This window comes from Aureimonas sp. ME7 (assembly GCF_903970965.1).
Lineage (GTDB): Bacteria > Pseudomonadota > Alphaproteobacteria > Rhizobiales > Rhizobiaceae > Aureimonas.
Genome location: NZ_CAJCKW010000006.1, coordinates 45,785 through 63,724, shown reverse-complemented (window position 1 = coordinate 63,724; position 17,940 = coordinate 45,785). Strand labels below are relative to the sequence as shown.

Annotated in this window: 17 protein-coding genes; 7 read left to right on the top strand and 10 right to left on the bottom strand. The window is 70.1% G+C overall.

Annotated elements, in window-relative coordinates:
* Positions 1–47: 47 nt before the first annotated feature.
* The gene (locus H7A85_RS11975; RefSeq protein WP_182086179.1) at positions 48–2,381 is read left to right on the top strand and encodes an FdhF/YdeP family oxidoreductase; all 2,334 of its coding nucleotides are present in this window, start codon (positions 48–50) and stop codon (positions 2,379–2,381) included.
* Positions 2,382–2,511: 130 nt separating this feature from the next.
* Here the strand turns inward: H7A85_RS11975 and H7A85_RS11970 are convergent, their stop codons facing one another.
* The 10 genes from H7A85_RS11970 to tsaD form a co-directional block, all read right to left on the bottom strand.
* Positions 2,512–4,143 carry an ABC transporter permease subunit gene (locus H7A85_RS11970; RefSeq protein WP_182086178.1) on the bottom strand — a complete coding sequence of 544 codons (1,632 nt, stop codon included), beginning with the start codon at positions 4,141–4,143 and terminating at the stop codon, positions 2,512–2,514.
* 70 nt (positions 4,144–4,213) lie between these two features.
* On the bottom strand, positions 4,214–5,209 hold the full coding sequence (locus tag H7A85_RS11965) for an ABC transporter substrate-binding protein (RefSeq protein WP_182086177.1): 996 nt from the start codon (positions 5,207–5,209) through the stop codon (positions 4,214–4,216).
* 82 nt (positions 5,210–5,291) lie between these two features.
* The gene (locus tag H7A85_RS11960) at positions 5,292–6,365 is read right to left on the bottom strand and encodes an ABC transporter ATP-binding protein (RefSeq protein ID WP_182086176.1); all 1,074 of its coding nucleotides are present in this window, start codon (positions 6,363–6,365) and stop codon (positions 5,292–5,294) included.
* Positions 6,366–6,414: 49 nt separating this feature from the next.
* Positions 6,415–7,224, bottom strand: a complete 810-nt coding sequence (locus H7A85_RS11955; protein WP_182086175.1) for a TIM barrel protein — start codon at positions 7,222–7,224, stop codon at positions 6,415–6,417.
* 95 nt (positions 7,225–7,319) lie between these two features.
* A complete protein-coding gene (locus H7A85_RS11950) occupies positions 7,320–7,979 on the bottom strand; it encodes a methyltransferase (protein WP_182086174.1) in 660 nt (219 codons plus the stop codon).
* Positions 7,980–8,236: 257 nt separating this feature from the next.
* Positions 8,237–8,458, bottom strand: a complete 222-nt coding sequence (locus H7A85_RS11945) for a DUF3072 domain-containing protein (RefSeq protein ID WP_182086173.1) — start codon at positions 8,456–8,458, stop codon at positions 8,237–8,239.
* A 49-nt stretch (positions 8,459–8,507) separates the two neighbouring features.
* Positions 8,508–8,945 (bottom strand): EVE domain-containing protein, encoded by a 438-nt coding sequence (locus tag H7A85_RS11940; protein ID WP_182086172.1) that lies wholly within the window; start codon positions 8,943–8,945, stop codon positions 8,508–8,510.
* Positions 8,946–8,950: 5 nt separating this feature from the next.
* Positions 8,951–9,241, bottom strand: a complete 291-nt coding sequence (locus tag H7A85_RS11935) for a YciI-like protein (RefSeq protein WP_182086171.1) — start codon at positions 9,239–9,241, stop codon at positions 8,951–8,953.
* Between the two features lie 46 nt (positions 9,242–9,287).
* A complete protein-coding gene (locus H7A85_RS11930) occupies positions 9,288–10,271 on the bottom strand; it encodes an NAD(P)H-dependent glycerol-3-phosphate dehydrogenase (protein ID WP_182086170.1) in 984 nt (327 codons plus the stop codon).
* The gene (gene tsaD, locus H7A85_RS11925; RefSeq protein ID WP_182086169.1) at positions 10,268–11,389 is read right to left on the bottom strand and encodes a tRNA (adenosine(37)-N6)-threonylcarbamoyltransferase complex transferase subunit TsaD; all 1,122 of its coding nucleotides are present in this window, start codon (positions 11,387–11,389) and stop codon (positions 10,268–10,270) included. The genes H7A85_RS11930 and tsaD overlap by 4 nt, the downstream gene beginning before the upstream one ends.
* 139 nt (positions 11,390–11,528) lie before the next feature.
* Here tsaD and hemC point away from each other — a divergent pair, with 139 nt between their 5' ends.
* The 6 genes from hemC to H7A85_RS11895 all read left to right on the top strand — a co-directional run bounded on the left by hemC (position 11,529) and on the right by H7A85_RS11895 (position 17,913).
* Entirely contained in the window at positions 11,529–12,461 is a 933-nt protein-coding gene (hemC, locus tag H7A85_RS11920) for a hydroxymethylbilane synthase (protein WP_182086168.1), read from the top strand.
* A gap of 9 nt (positions 12,462–12,470) precedes the next feature.
* Positions 12,471–13,160: a uroporphyrinogen-III synthase gene (locus H7A85_RS11915; protein ID WP_182086167.1), complete on the top strand. Its 690-nt coding sequence runs from the start codon at positions 12,471–12,473 to the stop codon at positions 13,158–13,160.
* Between the two features lie 212 nt (positions 13,161–13,372).
* A complete protein-coding gene (locus tag H7A85_RS11910) occupies positions 13,373–15,070 on the top strand; it encodes a hypothetical protein (RefSeq protein ID WP_182086166.1) in 1,698 nt (565 codons plus the stop codon).
* 1 nt (position 15,071) lies between these two features.
* Positions 15,072–16,499 (top strand): heme biosynthesis HemY N-terminal domain-containing protein, encoded by a 1,428-nt coding sequence (locus H7A85_RS11905; RefSeq protein WP_182086165.1) that lies wholly within the window; start codon positions 15,072–15,074, stop codon positions 16,497–16,499.
* Between the two features lie 182 nt (positions 16,500–16,681).
* A complete protein-coding gene (locus H7A85_RS11900; RefSeq protein ID WP_182086164.1) occupies positions 16,682–17,146 on the top strand; it encodes a TerB family tellurite resistance protein in 465 nt (154 codons plus the stop codon).
* A 5-nt stretch (positions 17,147–17,151) separates the two neighbouring features.
* Positions 17,152–17,913, top strand: coding sequence for a glutamine amidotransferase (locus H7A85_RS11895; RefSeq protein ID WP_182086366.1), 762 nt, complete (start codon positions 17,152–17,154; stop codon positions 17,911–17,913).
* Positions 17,914–17,940: the final 27 nt, after the last annotated feature.

Genomic DNA, 17,940 nt, shown 5'->3' with positions numbered 1-17,940 from the left:
CTTGATCGGGGGAGAGGGTAACCCCCGTTTCCGCCGAGGCCATGATCATGAAGCGCAGCGAAGTCCAGCCCGAGCCGCAAGTCCAGCCCTACGACCATCCGACCGGCGGCTGGGGCTCGGTGAAGTCGCTTGCCACCAAAAGCCTGGCGGAAGGGCTGGCGGTCTCCACCATCTGGAACACGCTCTACAAGCAGAACAAGCCCGACGGCTTCGCCTGCGTGTCGTGTTCCTGGGCCAAACCCAAGGACAACCACGCCTTCGAGTTCTGCGAGAACGGCGCCAAGGCGACGATCTGGGAGCAGACCAAGCGGCGCACGGGGCGCGACTTCTTCGCCAGGCACACGGTTTCCGAGCTCCTCGACTGGCCGGACTACGATCTCGAGAAGAACGGCCGCCTGACGAGCCCGATGCGCTACGACGCCTCGCTCGACCAGTATATTCCGGTCACCTGGGACAGCGCCTTCGCCGAGATCGGCCGAGAGCTCCAGGCGCTCGATCCGAAATCCGTGATCTTCTACGCCTCGGGCCGCGCCTCGCTCGAGACGAGCTACATGTACCAGCTCTTCGCACGGATCTACGGTTCTGCGAACCTGCCGGATTCGTCCAACATGTGCCACGAATCGACGTCGGTCGGCCTGCCGAAGTCGATCGGATCGCCGGTCGGCACCATCGTCTACGAAGACCTCGAACAGTGCGACATGATGCTGTTCTTCGGCCACAACACCGGCACCAACGCGCCGCGCCTTCTCCACCCGGTGCAGGAAGCGCGCCAGCGCGGCGTTCCCGTTTATACGTTCAACCCCGTCGAGGAACGGGGTCTGGTGCGTTTCAAGAACCCGCAGGCCCCGACCGAGATGCTTTCGCCGGACGAGGGCACCAAGATGTCGAGCGAGTATTTCCAGCTGCGCTGCGGCGGCGATCTCGCGGCCATGACCGGCATCGCCAAGGCGGTGCTGGCGCTGGACGACGCGGCGAAGGCGCAAGGCGCCAAGCGCGTCCTCGACGTCGACTTCATCGCCGAGCATTGCCACGGGTTCGACGCGTTCGAGAGCTTCGTGCGCGGCTCCGACTGGGCCGAGATCGAGCGCTGCTCGGGGCTCTCGCGCGCCGATCTGGAAGAGGTCGGGCGCGTCTACTCCCGATCCGAGCGGGTCATCGCCCATTACGGCATGGGCCTGACGCAGCACCGGCACGGCGTCGCCAACGTCCAGATGGTGGTGAACCTTCTTCTGATGCGCGGCAATATCGGCAAGCCGGGCGCCGGCGTTTCGCCGATCCGCGGCCATTCCAACGTGCAGGGGCAACGCACGGTCGGCATCACCGAAAAGCCCGAGCTTGCCCCGCTCGACAAGTTCGCCGAGTTCTACGCCTTCGAGCCGCCGCGCGAAAAAGGTCTGGCGACAGTGGAGGCCTGCGAGGGCATCATCGACGGTTCGGTGAAGGCCTTCATCGGCCTTGGCGGCAATTTTTCGCGCGCGGTGCCGGAGACGGAAAAGGTCGAAGCGGCGTGGCGGAACCTGCGCCTCCACGTCCAGATCTCGACCAAGCTCAACCGCAACCACCTTCTGCCGGGCGAGGTCACCTATATCCTGCCCTGTCTCGGGCGCATCGAGCGCGACCGGCAGGCGTCGGGCGACCAGACCGTGTCCATGGAGGATTCCACCGCCTGCATCCACGGCTCCAAGGGCTGGCGCCCGCCGGCCTCGCCCGAGCTTCTGTCCGAGCCCAAGATCGTCGCGGAGCTGGCGAAGGCGACCGTGCCGGGGCGCTCCAACATCCCCTGGGACGAATGGGTCGGCGACTACTCGCTCGTCCGCGACGAGATCGAGCGCGCCTATCCGCAGTATTTCAAGGACTTCAACAAGCGCTTCCTCCAGCCCGGCGGCTTCCACCGCGAGCTGCCGGCCTGCAAGCGTGTCTGGCAGACGGAAAACAGACGAGCCAACTTCATCCTTCCCGAGGACGGGTTCGATGCCAATCCCGATATCGACACGCGGGGGCCCGACGTCTTCACCCTGATGACGCTGCGCTCCAACGACCAGTTCAACACCACGGTCTACGGCTACGACGACCGGCTGCGCGGCATCTCGGGCTCGCGCATGGTGCTTCTCATGAACCGGGACGACATGGCGCGCCTGGGGCTTCGCGATCAGGACTACGTCGATGTCGAGACCCATGCCGACGACGGAGTGGAGCGCCGGGTCGAGGGGTTGCGCGTTCACTCCTACAAGCTGCCGAAGGGCGATGTCGGGGGCTACTATCCCGAACTCAACAAGCTGATCCCGCTCTGGCACCACGCCAAGGAAAGCCACGTGCCGGCGGCCAAATCCGTGCCGATCCGCGTGACGCCTTCGCCCGTGTCGGCGGTCGCGGCGCAGTAGCGGCCCGCCGCGCGTTCGAGCCGACCCCTGAAAACCATCCGGTGAACATGGGTTCACCGGATGGTGTCCAGCCCCTTGTCTTGTTGCATGGTCCTGCGTGAAAGCCGATCCGGCTTTCACGGGAAATGCTCTAGCCTCGCCAGGGCACGACCGCTGGGGTACGCCGCCCCAGCCGGTCGAACATGAGGGCGAGGGCGAGGACGACGCCGATCGAGACCACCGACAGGGCGGCGGCCTGCCCCGAATTGCCCTCGTATTGCAGCGAGAACACCATAACGCCGACCGTCTCCGTTCCCGCCGACCAGAGGAGGACGGAGACCGTCAGCTCGTTGAAGGCGGTGAGCGCGGCAACGAGCATGCCGGCAGCCGTGGCGGGAGCGGCCAGCGGCGCGGCGATGAAGGCGAGACGCCGCCAGACGGACACGCCCGACACGCGGCCCGCATCGTCCAGCGCCGGATCGAGCGTCGAAAGCGCGCTCGAAACGGGCGCGAGGACGAGCGGTAGGAAGCGCACGACATAGGCGAGAAGCAGGATGGCGGGCGTCGCATAGAGCGAGATCCGTAGGACGGGCAGCGGCGGCAGGAAGACGAGGATCAGCGCCAGCGCCAGAACCGTGCCCGGCACGGCGAAGGGAATTTCGGCGATCGTTCCGGCGAGGCGCGCCGCCGGCAGGCGGCGCAGGCGCGCGAGATAGGCCAGCGGCAGCGCGAGGGCGCCGCAGAGAAGCGCCATCGCGGCGCCGAGCGCGGCGGAGTTGACGAGCGCCCGGCGGATCGCGGGGCTCGCCCAAATCGCGGCGTAGTTGTCGCCGGACAGCGTGCCGAGCGTCGGGGCGACGCCGAGCGCCGGCGCCAGCGAACCGACGAGAAGCGCCCCCATCGGCACCACGGCGACGAGGAGGGCGAAGCTCCAGACGATCGCTTCCGCGACGGGGCGGGGCGCCGGGCCGAAGACGCCCGCGAAGGGTGCGGACGTGCGCTCTACCGGCACGGCGAGGGTCCGCAGGACGGCGAAGCGCAGGAGAAGGGCGGCCAGCGTCAGCGCGACGAGGATCAGCGCGATCACGGCGACGCCGGCGAGGACCGAAGGGCCGAAGCCGTTGAGTCGCTGATAGACGAGCGTCGTCAGCATCGGAAAGCGGCCGGGAATGCCGAGGAGCGCCGGAATGCCGAAATTGCCGATCGAGGCGGCGAAGGCGAGCGCCGCCCCGCCGGCCGCGGCCGGCACGAGAAGCGGCAGGACGATGCGGGCGACGGTGCGCCGCCGCGACACGCCACAGATGCGCGCGGCCTCCACGAGGTCGCCCGGCAGGAGCGCGAGACTGGCGCGAACGGCCAGGAACACCAGCGGCATGCTTTCCAGCCCGAGCAGGAACGCGATGCCCGCGCCCCCGTACAAGGGCCGCCCGCCCCCCGGCCAGGCGAGGCCGAAGAGTTCGATCCAGGCGAGCGCCATGATCTGCGAGGGAACGAGAAGCGGTGACAGGACGAGGAAGCTCGCCGCCGTATGGCCGCGAAACCGGCCGAGCCCAAGGAGCAGCGCGAGACCGGTTCCCGAAACGGTGGCGATGGCGGTGGCGCCGAGCGAGGCCGTCAGCGTGTTGGCGGCCGCGCGCTGGACGGCGCGCGACTGCCAGCCGTCGCGAAGCGTGCCGAGAAATTCCCCAGCATCGCCGGGAGAGAAGGCGAGCGCCAGGAGGCGGGCGAGCGGCCAGGCGCTGAGGAGGACGACGAGACCGAGAAGGCCGGCGGCAAGGGCCATCTCGGGCTTGATCGCGACGCGCGAAAGCCCGAGGCCGAAGCCTCGGGCGGGGAATGCGGGCCTCGAGACGTCAACCACCGAAGATGTCGGAGAAGCGCGTCTTGATCTCGGTCTCGCCCCGGAGGAGAGCTTCCGAATCCGTCGGCAGCACCTTGAGGGTCGCCGGGTCGGGATAGCCTATCGGGCGCGCCATGCCCTCGATCACCGGGAAATAGCCCTGTTCCACGGACTGCCGCTGCGCGGCCTCGCCGAGCTGCCAGTCGACGAAGAGCTTGGCGGCGGCCGGATTGTCGGTGCCGTCCAAAATCGCGACCGGCTGGGTGATGGTCGAGACGCCCTCCGCGGGGAAGACGAAGTCCACCGGCGAGCCCTTGGCCTTGGCGTTCATCGCCATGTACTCGACGATGATGCCATAGGACTTCTCGCCCCGGGCCACGGCTTCCAGCACCGTGCCGTTACCCTGGCCCGCCACCGCGCCGGCGTCGGCCAGCGCCTCGTAGTAGTCCCAGCCGAAGCTTGGCTGTTGCGTCATCGTGCCGACATGCACCACGGCGGCGCCGGAATAAAGCGGGCTCGGCATGATCAATTCGGACGCGACATTCTCGGCCTTTAGATCGGCCCAGGACGTCGGCGCTTGCTTTACCTTGTCGGTGTTGTAGACGATGCCGGTGGTGAGCAGCTTGGTGCCGAAATAGGTGCGGTCCGGGTCGACCAGCGCGGCCGGGATCTGATCGACGGGCGCGTCCTCGTAGGCGAGGAGGCGCTTGTCGTTCTTCAGCTGCGTCATCGCGATCGTGTCGGCGATCAGGACGATGTCGGCCGGAGAGCCGCCGGCCGCGAACTCGGCCTGGAGCTTGGCCAGCAGCTCGGTCGTTCCGGCGCGAAACACCTCCACGGCGACGCTCGGGTGATCCTTGCGGAACGCGTCCACCACCGCCGTCATCTGGTCGTTCGGCTGCGAGGTGTAGACCGTGATCGTGCCGGACGCGTCCTCGGCCATGGCCGAACCGGCGAGGCCGAGCGTGAGCGAGAGGGCGGCAAGGCCCAGTCGAAGGCGGTGAAGCATGGGAACGAGCCTTTCGGAACGGGGAACGGCCTCGGCTAGCGCCGTTTCGTGACAGGGGGATGAAGGGCGAAGGGGCGCGATGTCAAAGCGTTCGTGCCATCACCCATCCCTCGCGAATGCGCACGGTGATCGCCGAGCCCGGCGGCAGGGAACGGGGGGCGCGAACCTGCACGGGCGGCGCTTCGCCGGGGATGTCCAGGTCGAGATCGTGGAGATAGGCGCCGCCCTCGAAGCGCGAGGAGCGGACGCGGGCGGGAAGGCGGTCGCCGGCCGGCGCCTCGCCGTCGTCGACCATCGTCAGCCCGTCGGGGCGCACGCACAGCCAGCCCGGGCCCGGTGCCAGCGCCGTGCCGGGAAAGGCGAGCCGGGCCGGGCCGCAGCCGATCTCCCATCCGGTGGCCGTCGGCGCCAGCACCTTTACCGGCACGAGGCGCCCGCCACCGACGAAGCGCGCGACCGCCGGCGAGGCGGGGCGCTGCCAGATCTCCTGCGGCGAGCCGATCTGCTGGAGCCGGCCCCCGTCCAGAACCGCGATCGTGGTGGCGAGCGCCATGGCCTCGGTCTGGTCGTGGGTGACGAAGACGAAGGTGGTGCCGGTCTCGGCATGGATGCGCGCGAACTCGGCCGCCATCTCGGCGCGCAGCGCGGCGTCGAGATTGGCGAGCGGCTCGTCGAGAAGAACGAGGCGAGGCTCCAGCGCGAGGCTGCGCGCCAGCGCGACCCGCTGCCGCTGCCCGCCCGACAGGCGATGCGGCTTGTCCGCCCGCTTGTCCGACAGGCCGACGAGCGCCAGTGCCGCCGCCGTGCGCCGCTCGACCTCGGGTCTTTCCAGCTTTCGCGATCGCAGGGGAAAGGCGACGTTGGTTTCGACGCTCATGTGCGGCCAGAGCGCGTAGGACTGGAACACCATGCCGAGCCCTCGCGCCTCCGGTTCCACGAAGGTGCTAGGGCCGGCGACACACTCGCCGCCGATCGAGATCGAACCGGCGTCGGGCCGCTCCAGGCCCGCCAGAAGGCGCAGCGCCGTGGTCTTGCCGCAGCCCGACGGCCCCAGAAGCGCCAGAAACGCGCCGCTCGGCACGTCCAGCGTCAGGTCCGCCACCGCACGCGCGCCGTTGAAGCTCTTGGATACGCCGTGAAAGGCGAAACTCACCATGCCGGATCGCTCGAAAGTCTCATGAAAAAATCAGGCTCCTAGCTCGCCTTCATGACGGGGGCACGACGGTGAACGCGTCGCGAAAGCGCGCGAGGGCCAGTTCGTCGTCGCCTTCGGGCGAGGCTTCCAGCCCGATCACGCCGCGATAGCCCATCGCGGCGAGCGCGCGGGCGACCGCGGGATAGTGGATCTCGCCGGTGCCCGGCTCGTGACGGCCGGGAACGTCGGCGACCTGGATCTCGCCGATGAACGGAAGCGCTCGGCGGCACAGCTCGATCAGATTCCCCTCGCCGATCTGCGCGTGATAAAGGTCGAGGTTGAGACGAAGCGAGGGATGGTTCACCGCCTCCACCAGCGCCAGCGTGTCGGCCGCCCTCGCGAAGGGGACGCCGGGATGGTCCACCGCCTCGTTGAGATTTTCCAGAACGAAGGTGACCCCTTCGCGCTGCCCGAGATCGGCGAGGCGGCGCAGCGTATCGGCGGCCTTCACCCACATCGGGCCCGTCACGACTGCGGCCGGCACCACGGCCTGGCCGTGGGCGTCGAGACCCGTGCCATGCAGGTTGAGGCGCGGGCAGCCGAGTTCGTGTGCGACGGGAATGGACAGGGCGGCGGTGCGCAGGAGCTCCTCGGCTCCCTCGTCATCGGCCAGACGCCCGGTGACATAGCCGGTCATCGACGAGAAACGGGCGCCCGATCGGCTCAGCGCCGCGATGTCGTGGCGCGTCCAGTCCCAGATTTCGACCAGGAACCCCGCCGCCGTCAGACGCGCGAGGCGCTCGAGGATCGGTGCTGAGCGAAACACCAGTTCGGCCGATACGGCGAGCTGGAAGGGAGATCCGTTCGATGTTTCCGTCATGCCCCAACTCCTCCCAAGTCTCCGAGCGCCCGCGTAGAACGCTTCGGGACGAAGACTTAAAGCCGACCGGGCTGCGATCGCCAAGTCTCGGCGCGTCAGGGACACGCCTTCCAGCGCCAGACGGTGGTTCGCTTGACCTCGGCATCCTCCAGCGCGCGAGTGACGGGCACCTCGTAAACCGCGAGCGGCTCGACGCGGGCTCGGGGAAGATAGGCGCGGCCGGGATCGCCGACGATCACGTCCGTTCCCGCCGTCGCCAGCGCATCGAACCAGGGCTCGAGCCGGCGGGCGAAGCCTCGATCGTAGAAGACGTCGCCGGCCAGAAGGAGGTCGACATCCGGACCTGAGCCGATCCGGTCCTCGCACGAGAAACGCAGATCGACGCCGTTGCGCGCCGCGTTGATGCCGCAGGCAGCTTCCGCGAACGGGTCGATGTCGAGCGCCGTCACCTCGCTCGCGCCGGCCATGGCGGCCGCGATGGCGACGAGGCCGGAGCCGGTGGCCAGATCCGCGACGCGGCGGCCCCGTACCGTTGCGGGATGGTCGAGCACGAAGCGCGCGAGGCCCTGGCCGCCGGCCCAGGCGAAGGCCCAGAACGGCGGCGGCAGGCCGATCGCCTCCAACTCCTCTTCGGTTCGAAGCCACAGATCGTGCGCCTCGTCCGCCAGCCGCAGTTCGATCTCGGGCACGTGAGGTGGGCGAAGCGGCGCCGTGTTGGCCAGAACGAAGTCCCGGCGACGATCGGCCTCGGTCACGACGCCCCTGCGACAATTTGGGAACCGGAAGCCCCCTTCGGCGGTTCTTGATGAAACCAATGCAAAGGACCGACTGCGATGCTCAAGGGTGGCCTTCTCTGGCTGATCGGCATTCCCATTCCGATCATTCTTCTTCTCTGGATCTTCGGCTTCCTGCACTAGTCGGCGCTTGGGCGGAAGAAATTTCGTCCACTCATGCGAAAGGGGCCGCGTTCGGATGAGAACGCGGCCCCTTTCGTTTGTGGCGGGGATAAGTGTCAGCCGTCTTTCAGGCGCTTGCTCTTGCCCTGCAATTCGTCGATCAGCTTCGACGCGTCGCCCTTGGTCAGCTTGTCGTCGAAGGGCTGGCCCGTTTCCTCGCACAGGGTCTTGAGATAGGAGGCCTGCGCGCCCGTCATCGGCTCGTCGCCGGTGGTCCAGTCGTCCGGATCCTTTTCCGTGTTGGAACCGGTGTCGACCTTAGGTTGGCTGTTGGTCATGAAGCGCTCCGCGATCATCAGATATGTTCGCGAAACGTTCCATCCGCCCTCAGGTTCCCGACGCTTGGGCCCAATCGAGACCGCCGAGTTCGCAGATCACCCGGAACTCGTCCTCGCGCACCGGCTGCACCGACAGGCGCGAGTTGGTGACGAGGATCATGTCCTTCAGCCGCGGCTCGGCCTTTGCCGTGTCGAGGCCGACCGGGCGGGGCATGTCGCAGACCGCCCGGATATCGACGCATTCCCAGCGCGGGTCGTCGGCGGTGGAATCGGGATGGGCGAGGGCGCACACCTCCACCACGCCGACCACCGCCTTGCCCTCGTTGGAATGGTAGAAGAAACCGCGCTCCCCGATCTGCATAGTGCGCATGAAGTTGCGCGCCTGGTAGTTGCGCACGCCGCTCCATTCGGTGCCCGCCGCGCCGCAATCCTTCTGCTGGGCGAAGGACCACTTGAACGGTTCGGATTTGAACAGCCAGAAGGCCATGGGGCTCACGCGCCTTCGGGATTGTTGACCGTCCAGTTCCAGCGCCGCACCGTGACGGAGCCGAAGAGACCGGCCACCGCATAGGGGTCCGCGTCGGCGAGGGCGCGCGCCGCTTCCGCCGACTCGGCCTCCACCACGAGGAGGCTGCCGTTCGGCTTGTCGTCCGCACCGAGGAACGGGCCGGCGAACTTCAGGACCGGACCCAGCGCCTTCAGGTGTTCCAGGTGGACGGGGCGGGTTTCGGCACGAAGCGAGCCGGCATCGGCGCGGTCTTCACAAAGAAGGGCAAACAGCATGGAGCCTCCGTTGGGTGGGAAAGGGGGGGGGGGACGTTTCCGCCGATCAAGCCGATTCGAACTCGCGCTTCAAGGGGCGGGCGAGAAGGGCGGCGACGGCGTCCGCAGCGGCAAGCGAGCCGTCGAGGATACCGGCGACGGCTTCGATGATCGGCGCTTCGATGGCGCGCTCGCGGGCAAGGCGCGCGGCGATGGCGGCGGAATGAACCCCCTCGGCGAGCTTCAGCCCGGCGAGATCGTCGCCCCGCCCGAGCGCCATGCCATAGGCGAAGTTGCGCGACTGCGTGCCCGAACAGGTGAGAACGAGGTCGCCGAGGCCCGACAGGCCCATCAGCGTCTGCGGCCGGGCGCCGAGCGCCGCGCCGAGCCGGGATAGCTCGACGAAGCCGCGCGTCACGAGCGCGGCCTGCGCCGAGGCGCCGAGGCGAAGGCCGGCGGCCGCACCCGCCGCGATGGCGAGCACGTTCTTCAGCGCGCCGCCGGCCTCGACGCCCGCCACGTCGTCTCCGGCATAGATGCGGAACGCCGGGCCGGACAGGCGCTCGGCGAGACGGTCGGCATGGGCGGCGTCAGGACAAGCGAGGGTGACGGCGGTCGGCAGGCCGGCGGCGACGTCGGTGGCAAAGCTTGGGCCGGACAGAACCGCGACGGGGTGCCCCGGCAGCTCGGCCGCGACCACGGCGGAGGCGAAGAGACCGGTGTCCCGCTCGATCCCCTTGGAGCACAGGACGAGCGTCGCGCCGGTTTCCAGCGCGGGTTTCAGGGTGCGGCACACGGTGCGCAGCGTCTGGGCGGGCGTTACCAGGAGAACGATCGCCGCGCCCCGCAGCGCTTCGCCGGGGTCGAGTTCGGCGCGCAGGGTCTTTGGCAGGATGAGACCGGGAAGATAGGCGGGGTTTTCGTGCGCGTCGTTGATATGGGCCGCGACGGCCGCATCGCGCAGGAGAAGCCGAACCGGCTCTCCGCCCCGCGCCGCGACCGCGGCCAGCGCCGTGCCCCAAGCGCCGCCGCCCACCACGCATACGCTCATGCCTTGGCTCCGCGCTTGCCGAAGCCGACGAGCGGCACGGCGGTCTCGTCCAGCGGCCAGCGCGGGCGCACGGGGGCCGACAGCGCGTCGGTCTCGCCCGCCTCCCAACGCTCCAGGCCCGCATAGGCGATCATCGCGGCGTTGTCGGTGCACAGGGCGTGCGGCGGGGACACGAGGCGAACGCCGTGCTCGCCCGCGACGTCGCCGAGCGCGCGCCGAATCTCGCCGTTGGCGGCGACCCCGCCGGCCACCGCCAGCGCCGGATCGGGCAGATCCGGGTAGCGCTCGCGAAAACGGGCAAGCGCGAGGGAGACGCGATCGCGAACGCTTTCCGCGCTCGCCCGCTGGAACGCGGCGCAAAGGTCGGCCACATCCCCTTCATTCAAGGGGGCGTTCGCTTCCGCCGCCTGTCGCACGGCGGTCTTCAGGCCGGAAAACGAGAAGTCGAGCCGTTTCTCGCCCCGCAAGGGACGGGGGAGGGGGAAGCGGGCGGGATTGCCGCCGGCCGCCATGCGCTCGACGCTTGGGCCGCCGGGATGGGGCAGTTCCAGGAGCTTGGCGGTCTTGTCGAAGGCTTCGCCGAGCGCGTCGTCGATCGTCGTGCCCCAGCGCTCGTAGCGCCCGAGGCCGGAAACGAGGAGAATCTGCGTGTGGCCGCCCGAGACGAGCAGCAGAAGATAGGGATAGGCGAGCCCGTCGGTCAGGCGCGGAGTGAGCGCGTGGCCTTCCAGATGATTGACCGCGACGAAGGGCAGCCCGCGCGACAGGGCGATGGCCTTGCCCGCCGTCGCGCCGACGATCAGCCCGCCAACGAGGCCGGGGCCGCTGGTGGCGGCGATGGCCGCGATCTCACCCAGCGACACGCCGGCCTCCTCCAGCGCCACGCGCAGGATGCCGCCGATCGCCTCCGCATGGGCGCGCGCGGCGATCTCGGGGACGACGCCGCCGAAGGCCGCGTGCTCCTCGATCTGGCTGAGCACCACGTTGGACAGGATGCGCGGAGCGCCCGCCGTGTCGCGCCCGACCACGGCGGCGGCGGTCTCGTCGCAGCTCGTCTCGATGCCGAGAACGAGACCGGACGGCGGGCGGGAAGCGGGTTGAGCGGGCGTGGCGGACATGGATGCTGACATAGCCTCACGCGCGCCGTTGCGCCACCGCCCCGGCGACGGGTGGCCGCGCGCGGCGTCTTGTGGTGTAAGGGCCGCCGACGTCCGGGCGCCGCGAGGCGCTTCGGGCACGACGGAAAGGCCCATTGCCATGACATCCACCCCGCTTCGCATCGGCACGCGCGGCAGCCGCCTGGCGCTGGCGCAGGCGCACGAGGTTCGCGCCCGGCTGATGGCGGCCCACGGCTGGCCGGAGGAGGCGTTCGAGGTGGTGGTAATCTCGACGGCGGGCGATCGCATCCAGGACCGCGCCCTGTCGGAGGTCGGCGGCAAAGGGCTCTTCACCAAGGAGATCCAGGAGGCGCTTCTCGACGGGCGGATCGACATCGCGGTGCATTCGGCCAAGGACATGGCGACCGCCGTGCCGGACGCGCTGATGCTTTCCGCCTTCCTGCCGCGCGAGGACGTGCGTGACACGTTCATCGGGCGCCGGGTGCGGGGCATCATGGACCTGCCGCACGGCGCGCGCGTCGGCTCGGCCTCGCTGCGCCGGCAGGCGCTTCTGAAACGCCTTCGGCCCGACCTCGACCTCGTGATCTTTCGCGGCAACGTCCAGACGCGGCTCGCCAAGCTCGCCGAGGGCGAGGTGGAGGGCACGCTTCTGGCGCTGGCGGGGCTCAACCGGCTGGACGCGGCCGGTGTCGCCACAGAAATTCTCGACCCCGAGCACTTCCCCCCGGCCCCGGGGCAGGGCGCGATCTGCATCGAGCAGCGGCGCGCCGACGAGCGCACCGCCGGGCTCGTCGCCCCGCTCGACCATGCCGACACGCATCTGGCGCTTCTGGCGGAGCGGGCGTTCCTGGCGGTTCTCGACGGTTCCTGCCGGACCCCGATCGCCGCACTCGCCCGGGCGGACGGTCCGCGCTTCCGCTTCCATGGCATGATCCTGACTCCGGACGGGGTGCGCTGCCACGAAGCGCGCGAGGAAACCGAGCGCAGCGCCGTGGTGGAAGCGGCGGCGGAAGCCGCGCGGCGACTGGTGCGGCAAGCGGGCTCGGAGTTCTTCGCCGGCTGGTTCGGCTGAAAGTTTCCGGTGGCGCGCGTCCTGATCCTGCGCGAGGAAGCGGACGCTCGCCGCACGGCGGCTGACGTGCGCGCGCGCGGCCACGAGGCGCTGATCCTGCCGCTCCAATGCGTTCGACCCTTGGATCCGCCGGCGGGATCGGAGCCGCTTTCCGGCCTTATCGTCACCAGCGCCCATGCGGCCGCTTGGGCTGCGGGCCGTGCGTCGGGCTCCTCGTTTCCGATCCTGGCCGTCGGGGCGCGGACGGCGGCGGCGCTGCGCGCCCATGGCGCCCGAAATGTCGTGACGGGACCCGGCCGGGCGAGCGACCTCGTCGCACTGGCAGCGGACATGATCGAAGGGGAGCAGCCGTTCCTTTATGCGGCCGGCCGGGTGCGCCTGCCCGATCTGGAGGAGGGGCTGGCGGCGGCCGGCCTGCCCTTCCGCGTGGCCGAAATCTACGACATGGTGGATCGCGCGATAACGGCCGAGGACGTGGCTGCGGTTCTGCGAGATGGGGCGCCCGACAGTGTGCTCCTCCTGTCCCGTCGGCAGGCGGAGCTTTTCGCCGATCTGCGGGCGCGTCACGGCCATGCCTTTCCCGAAACGCTCCGTTGCTTGTGCCTTTCGGCGGGGATCGCCGCCTGCCTGCCGGCTGGTGAGCACGCCGAATGGCCGGACGAGCCGGTGCTGGCCCGGCTCCTCGATCGACTGGGCTGAGCGCCCGTGCTCGCGGGAAAGTCACGCAGATTCCTGTTTGTTGCCATCCCGATGCTCGCCCCATGTCACAAACTGCGTTGCAGCTTGGGCTGGAGACGCTAAATCACGGGAAGCCTCGTTTCGCATCGGCGAAGCGTGGCTCGCGGCCCTGCGCCGGAACGAAGAATATGGCCCCGTTGTTGGGGTCCCGATGCGACTCGAGGAGCTCCCGGATGGCCAATCGCCCGCGCCGGCCCAAGACTGGCGGCAGACCCGAAACCATCATCGACGGCGATGCCGAGCGGATCGAGGGGGCGGGCGCATCCGGCGAAACGGCGACGACGCTCGGCGAGACGCCGCCGGCCGGGGGCTCCGAGCCTGAATTCGCGCCCGAGCAGGCCAAGGAACCGCTTCGCCTCGAGCCGGAAGCGCCCGTGGTGACGGGCGGCGAAGCCCTGACGACGGATGTCGCAGGCGAACCGGGCGATGCTCTCGATCGTCCGGTCGATGCGGCCGAGGAAGCGCGGGTCCACGATGCCGTGACCGGGCCCGCCCCGGAGACCGTCGAGACGGTCGACCCCGTGGAGGAGCGCCCGCTGCCCGGCGGCGAGGCGGCGAGCCTTTCGAACGAGACGACCTCGGAAGCGCCGTCGCAGGAATTCGCGCGCGAGGAAGGCTTCGCCGCCGCAGGTGCTACGGGCGCCGCCCCGCCGCGCGATTTCGGCGAGTTCGAGGACGACGAGCACACGCCGGCGGATGCGGCACGCTCGCCCGGAACCGTGTCGGACACCAGTCCCTATCACGCTGGCCACGCGGCCGAACCGAAGGGAGCCGGCTTCGGCGGGCTTCTGGGTGTGGGCGCACTCGGCGCGGCGATCGCGCTGCTTCTGGGAGGCACGGCGCTTTACGGCGGCCTCCTGCCGCCCCCGCCGAGCCGGACGGAACAGGTCAACCCGCAGCAGTTCGCCCAGGCCGGCGAGGTCCAGCAGCTGAACGGCGACGTCCAGTCGCTGCGCGAGGCGGTGGAGCAGGTCCGCTCCGCCCAGGCCGCCGGAGGCGCGGGGTCGGGCACGGTGGCGACCGCCGACTTCACGCAGCTCGCCGACCGCGTGGCGGCGGCCGAGCGCGCCATCCAGAGCGGGGGAAGCTCGACGGGCGATGCCGCCGCCGCCGCCGCCGGTGCCAGCGACGCCGCCAACACGGCGCGCGAAACGGCGGCGAGCGCTGAGACCACCGCCAACGCCGCGCGCGAGGCGGCCACGGCCGCGCAGGCGGCGGCCGACGAGGCGCGCGGCGGGGTGAGCGCTGCCCAGCAGGCGGCCCAGAACGCCCAGACCGCCGCCAACGAGACGCGCGGCGCGATCGACGGATTCGAAACGCGCCTCGCCGCCATCGAGACGGCCAACCGGCAGGCGGCGGTGGCGCTTTCGGCCGCCGGCCTCAAGGCCGCGATCGATCGCGGCACGCCCTTCATGTCGGAGCTCGAAAGCTTCGCGCGCGCCTCGAACGGCACGGACGCCGTCGCCCCCTTGCGCGATTTCGCGGCGAGCGGCGTGCCGACGGCCTCGACGCTCGCCGCGCGCTGGCAGGGGGCGGAAGCCGCGATCCTGGATGCGGTGCGCCCGGCGACCTCCACCGAGGATGTCGGCACCCAGGTCCTGTCGGGCTTGCGCTCGCTCGTGACCGTTCGCCCGCAAGGGGCGAGCGTCGCGCCGGACGCACCGGGGCCGCAGGCCGCCGTCGCACGCATGGACGCGGCGGTCGAGGCCGGCGACTACGGGGCCTGGCTGCGCGAATGGGATGGGCTGCCGGAGGCCGCCAAGACCGCTTCGGCCGAGTTCGCGGCGCAGGTGCGCGCGCGCGTCGAGGCGGACCGCGTCATTCAGGATACGATCAACGGCGCCGTCGGCGCTTCGGCGTCGCAGGGCTGACATGCTGGCAATTCTCGCCTTCTTCCTCGTCGTCCTCGCGGCCGGTCTCGGCTTCGCCTGGCTCGCCGACCATCCCGGCACCGTGTCCCTCGTCTGGCAGGGGCAGGAGGTCGGAACGAGCTTCACCGTGTTCGTGGTGGCGCAGATTCTTCTCGTCGTCGCGGCGATCCTCCTGTTCTGGCTGGTGCGCGGCTTCTTCAAGGCGCCCGACCGCGTATCGCGCTTCTTTTCCACGCGCCGGCGCGACAAGGGCTACCGCGCGCTTTCGGCGGGCATCATCGCGGTCGGGGCGGGCGATGCGGTCACCGCGCGCCGCATGACGAAGCAGGCGGCCAAGTCCCTGCCCAACCGGTCCGAGCCGATGCTGCGCTTCCTGGACGCCCAGACCGCGCTGATCGAGGGCGACAACGGCCGCGCGCGCTCGATCTTCGAGGAGCTGGAGGCCCAGCCGGAAACCCGGCTCGTCGGCCTGCGAGGCCTTTATCTCGAAGCCGAGCGGCTGGGCGATCGGTCGGCGGCGCGCGGCTTTGCCGAGCGCGCGGTGCGCATCGCACCCCATGTCGGCTGGGCCGGCGGCGCGGTGCTCGATCTCAAGGCGGCGCAAGGCGACTACGACGGCGCGCTCGCCATTCTCGAGGCGCAGCGCGACTCGCGCCTGATCGACAAGGCGGAAAGCCGGCGTCTGCGCGCCGTACTCCTGACGGGCAAGGCGATGACGCTGGCCGATGCGGACCCGGCGGGTTCGCGCGCGGCGGCTCGCGAGGCGCAGAAGCTCGCCCCCGATCTCGTGCCGGCCGCCGTCGCGGCGGGCCGCGCTGCGGTCCGGCTCGGCGACACGAGTTCGGCCTCCAAGGCGCTGCAGGCCTCCTGGAAGATCGAGCCCCATCCGCAAGTCGCCGCGCTCTATGTCCACGCTCGCCCTGGCGACGGGGTGGAGGAGCGGCTGAAGCGCGCCCGCATCATCGCAGCGCTGCAGCCGGGGCACGTGGAATCGCACCTCGTCGTGGCGCAGGCCGCGCTCGACGCGCGCGATTTCACCACCGCCCGCGCGGAGGCCCTGGCCGCCGCCGAGCGCGAGCCGCGCGAGGCGACCTATCTGCTTCTGGCCGATATCGAGGATGCCGAGTCGGGCAACGAGGCGCTGGTGCGCCAGTGGATGAACCGGGCTCTTCACGCCCCCAAGGACGCGGCCTGGACCGCCGACGGGGTGACCAGCGCCGAATGGTCGCCGGTGTCGCCCTTGACCGGGCGGCTCGACGCCTTCCGCTGGGTCGCGCCGCCCGCACCCCCCAGCGTTCGCGCCTTGAGCGACGAGGGGTCCGTTCCCGCTCTCGGCAGTCGCCCCTTGCGCGATGGGGACGACGTCGCTTCGACCGGTGCGGTCGACGGTGGAGCCGCGACACGGGCGGGACAGCACGTAGACGCCTGATCGCTGTCTCAACGAAACCGAGGCGGCGTCCATGGGGTTGGGCGCCGTTTTCGCGAAGGCCGCGCGATAAATTGCCCGAGCGGGTGGAACGCCCGCTCCCGACCGTCGCTTTACCTCCCGCGACGGATGGGCCGGGGCAGCCTCCCGCCGCCGGTCGACGGTTTCCAAGAGCGGGCGCTCCCATGCTGGACAGTTTGAAGGACTTTTTCTCCACCCTGACGGGCGCCTCGCCCCATTCGAGTGACGAGGACGACCCGCGCGTGGCCGCCGCCGCCCTCCTGTTCCATGTGGCGGAAGCCGACGGGCGTGCCTCCGAACGCGAGGAGGAGACGTTGCGGCGCGTTCTCGCCCGCCAGTTCTCGCTGGATGCCGACACGGCGCGCCGGATCGAGCGCGCGGGGCAGGAGGCCGATGCGGAAGCCGTCGATCTCTACCGCTTCACCAGTGTCCTCCTGCGTCATCTGGACGAAGGGGAGCGGGTGCGCTTCGTCGAGTTCCTGTGGCAGGTGGCGCTCGTGGACGGCACGGTGCACGAGTTGGAAGACAACGTCGTGTGGCGCATTTCGGAGCTTTTGGGCGTGTCCGGGCGCGACCGGATGCTGGCCAAGCGCGAGGCGGCCTTGCAGACGCAGGGCGTCGATCCTTGAACCATCTGGCTTCTGCGACCGGGACGGGCTCCGAGCCGACCCGGCGCTTCGTTCTCGACGCTCGAACCGACACGCGGCCTGTTCTCGTCGTCCTCCACCAGGAGAACTCGACGCCGGGGCGCGTCGGCCAGGTTCTGGAGGCCGCAGGCGTCGCCATCGATATCCGCCGCCCGGTGCTGGGCGAGCGCCTGCCGACGACGCTCGATGCGCATCGTGGCGCCATCCTGTTCGGCGGGCCGCCGAGCGCCAACGACCCCGACCCGCATCTGCGCCACGAGATCGACTGGCTCGACGTGCCTCTGCGCGAGAACCGGCCGTTCCTCGGAATCTGCCTCGGCGCGCAGATGCTGTCGAAACACCTCGGCGGCACGGTCGGCCCACACCCTGAAGGGCTCGTCGAAGTCGGCTACTATCCTTTGGAAGCCACCGACGAGGGCCGGTGTGTCCTTCCCGACTGGCCGCCCATGGTCTACCAGTGGCACCGCGAGGGCTTCAGCCTGCCCGCTGGCGCGACGCTTCTGGCGCGGGGACAGCGCTTCGCCAACCAGGCGATGCGCTACGGCGACAATGCCTACGGCGTCCAGTTCCACGCCGAGCTGACGCTCGCCATGATGCATCGCTGGACGACGCACGGCCATGCCCGCCTGTCGCTTCCCGGTGCTCAAGGACGCCGCGAGCATTTCACCGGCCGCGCCATCCACGATGCGCCCGTGAAGCGCTGGCTCGGCGAGTTCCTGGCGCGGATCTTCGGGCGCCCCGCCGGCTAGCAGTCCCGAAAGGCGACCGGCGGCGGT

What these genes read in the sequence shown, in the direction of transcription:
- H7A85_RS11960 (WP_182086176.1), bottom strand. Translation starts at nt 6,365, where the DNA reads ATGGTGAGTTTCGCCTTTCACGGCGTATCCAAGAGCTTCAACGGCGCG.
- H7A85_RS11975 (WP_182086179.1), top strand. Translation starts at nt 48, where the DNA reads ATGAAGCGCAGCGAAGTCCAGCCCGAGCCGCAAGTCCAGCCCTACGAC.
- H7A85_RS11910 (WP_182086166.1), top strand. Translation starts at nt 13,373, where the DNA reads ATGGCCAATCGCCCGCGCCGGCCCAAGACTGGCGGCAGACCCGAAACC.
- H7A85_RS11900 (WP_182086164.1), top strand. Translation starts at nt 16,682, where the DNA reads ATGCTGGACAGTTTGAAGGACTTTTTCTCCACCCTGACGGGCGCCTCG.
- H7A85_RS11935 (WP_182086171.1), bottom strand. Translation starts at nt 9,241, where the DNA reads ATGCTGTTTGCCCTTCTTTGTGAAGACCGCGCCGATGCCGGCTCGCTT.
- tsaD (WP_182086169.1), bottom strand. Translation starts at nt 11,389, where the DNA reads ATGTCCGCCACGCCCGCTCAACCCGCTTCCCGCCCGCCGTCCGGTCTC.
- H7A85_RS11965 (WP_182086177.1), bottom strand. Translation starts at nt 5,209, where the DNA reads ATGCTTCACCGCCTTCGACTGGGCCTTGCCGCCCTCTCGCTCACGCTC.
- H7A85_RS11955 (WP_182086175.1), bottom strand. Translation starts at nt 7,224, where the DNA reads ATGACGGAAACATCGAACGGATCTCCCTTCCAGCTCGCCGTATCGGCC.
- H7A85_RS11930 (WP_182086170.1), bottom strand. Translation starts at nt 10,271, where the DNA reads ATGAGCGTATGCGTGGTGGGCGGCGGCGCTTGGGGCACGGCGCTGGCC.
- hemC (WP_182086168.1), top strand. Translation starts at nt 11,529, where the DNA reads ATGACATCCACCCCGCTTCGCATCGGCACGCGCGGCAGCCGCCTGGCG.
- H7A85_RS11970 (WP_182086178.1), bottom strand. Translation starts at nt 4,143, where the DNA reads ATGGCCCTTGCCGCCGGCCTTCTCGGTCTCGTCGTCCTCCTCAGCGCC.
- H7A85_RS11940 (WP_182086172.1), bottom strand. Translation starts at nt 8,945, where the DNA reads ATGGCCTTCTGGCTGTTCAAATCCGAACCGTTCAAGTGGTCCTTCGCC.
- H7A85_RS11945 (WP_182086173.1), bottom strand. Translation starts at nt 8,458, where the DNA reads ATGACCAACAGCCAACCTAAGGTCGACACCGGTTCCAACACGGAAAAG.
- H7A85_RS11905 (WP_182086165.1), top strand. Translation starts at nt 15,072, where the DNA reads ATGCTGGCAATTCTCGCCTTCTTCCTCGTCGTCCTCGCGGCCGGTCTC.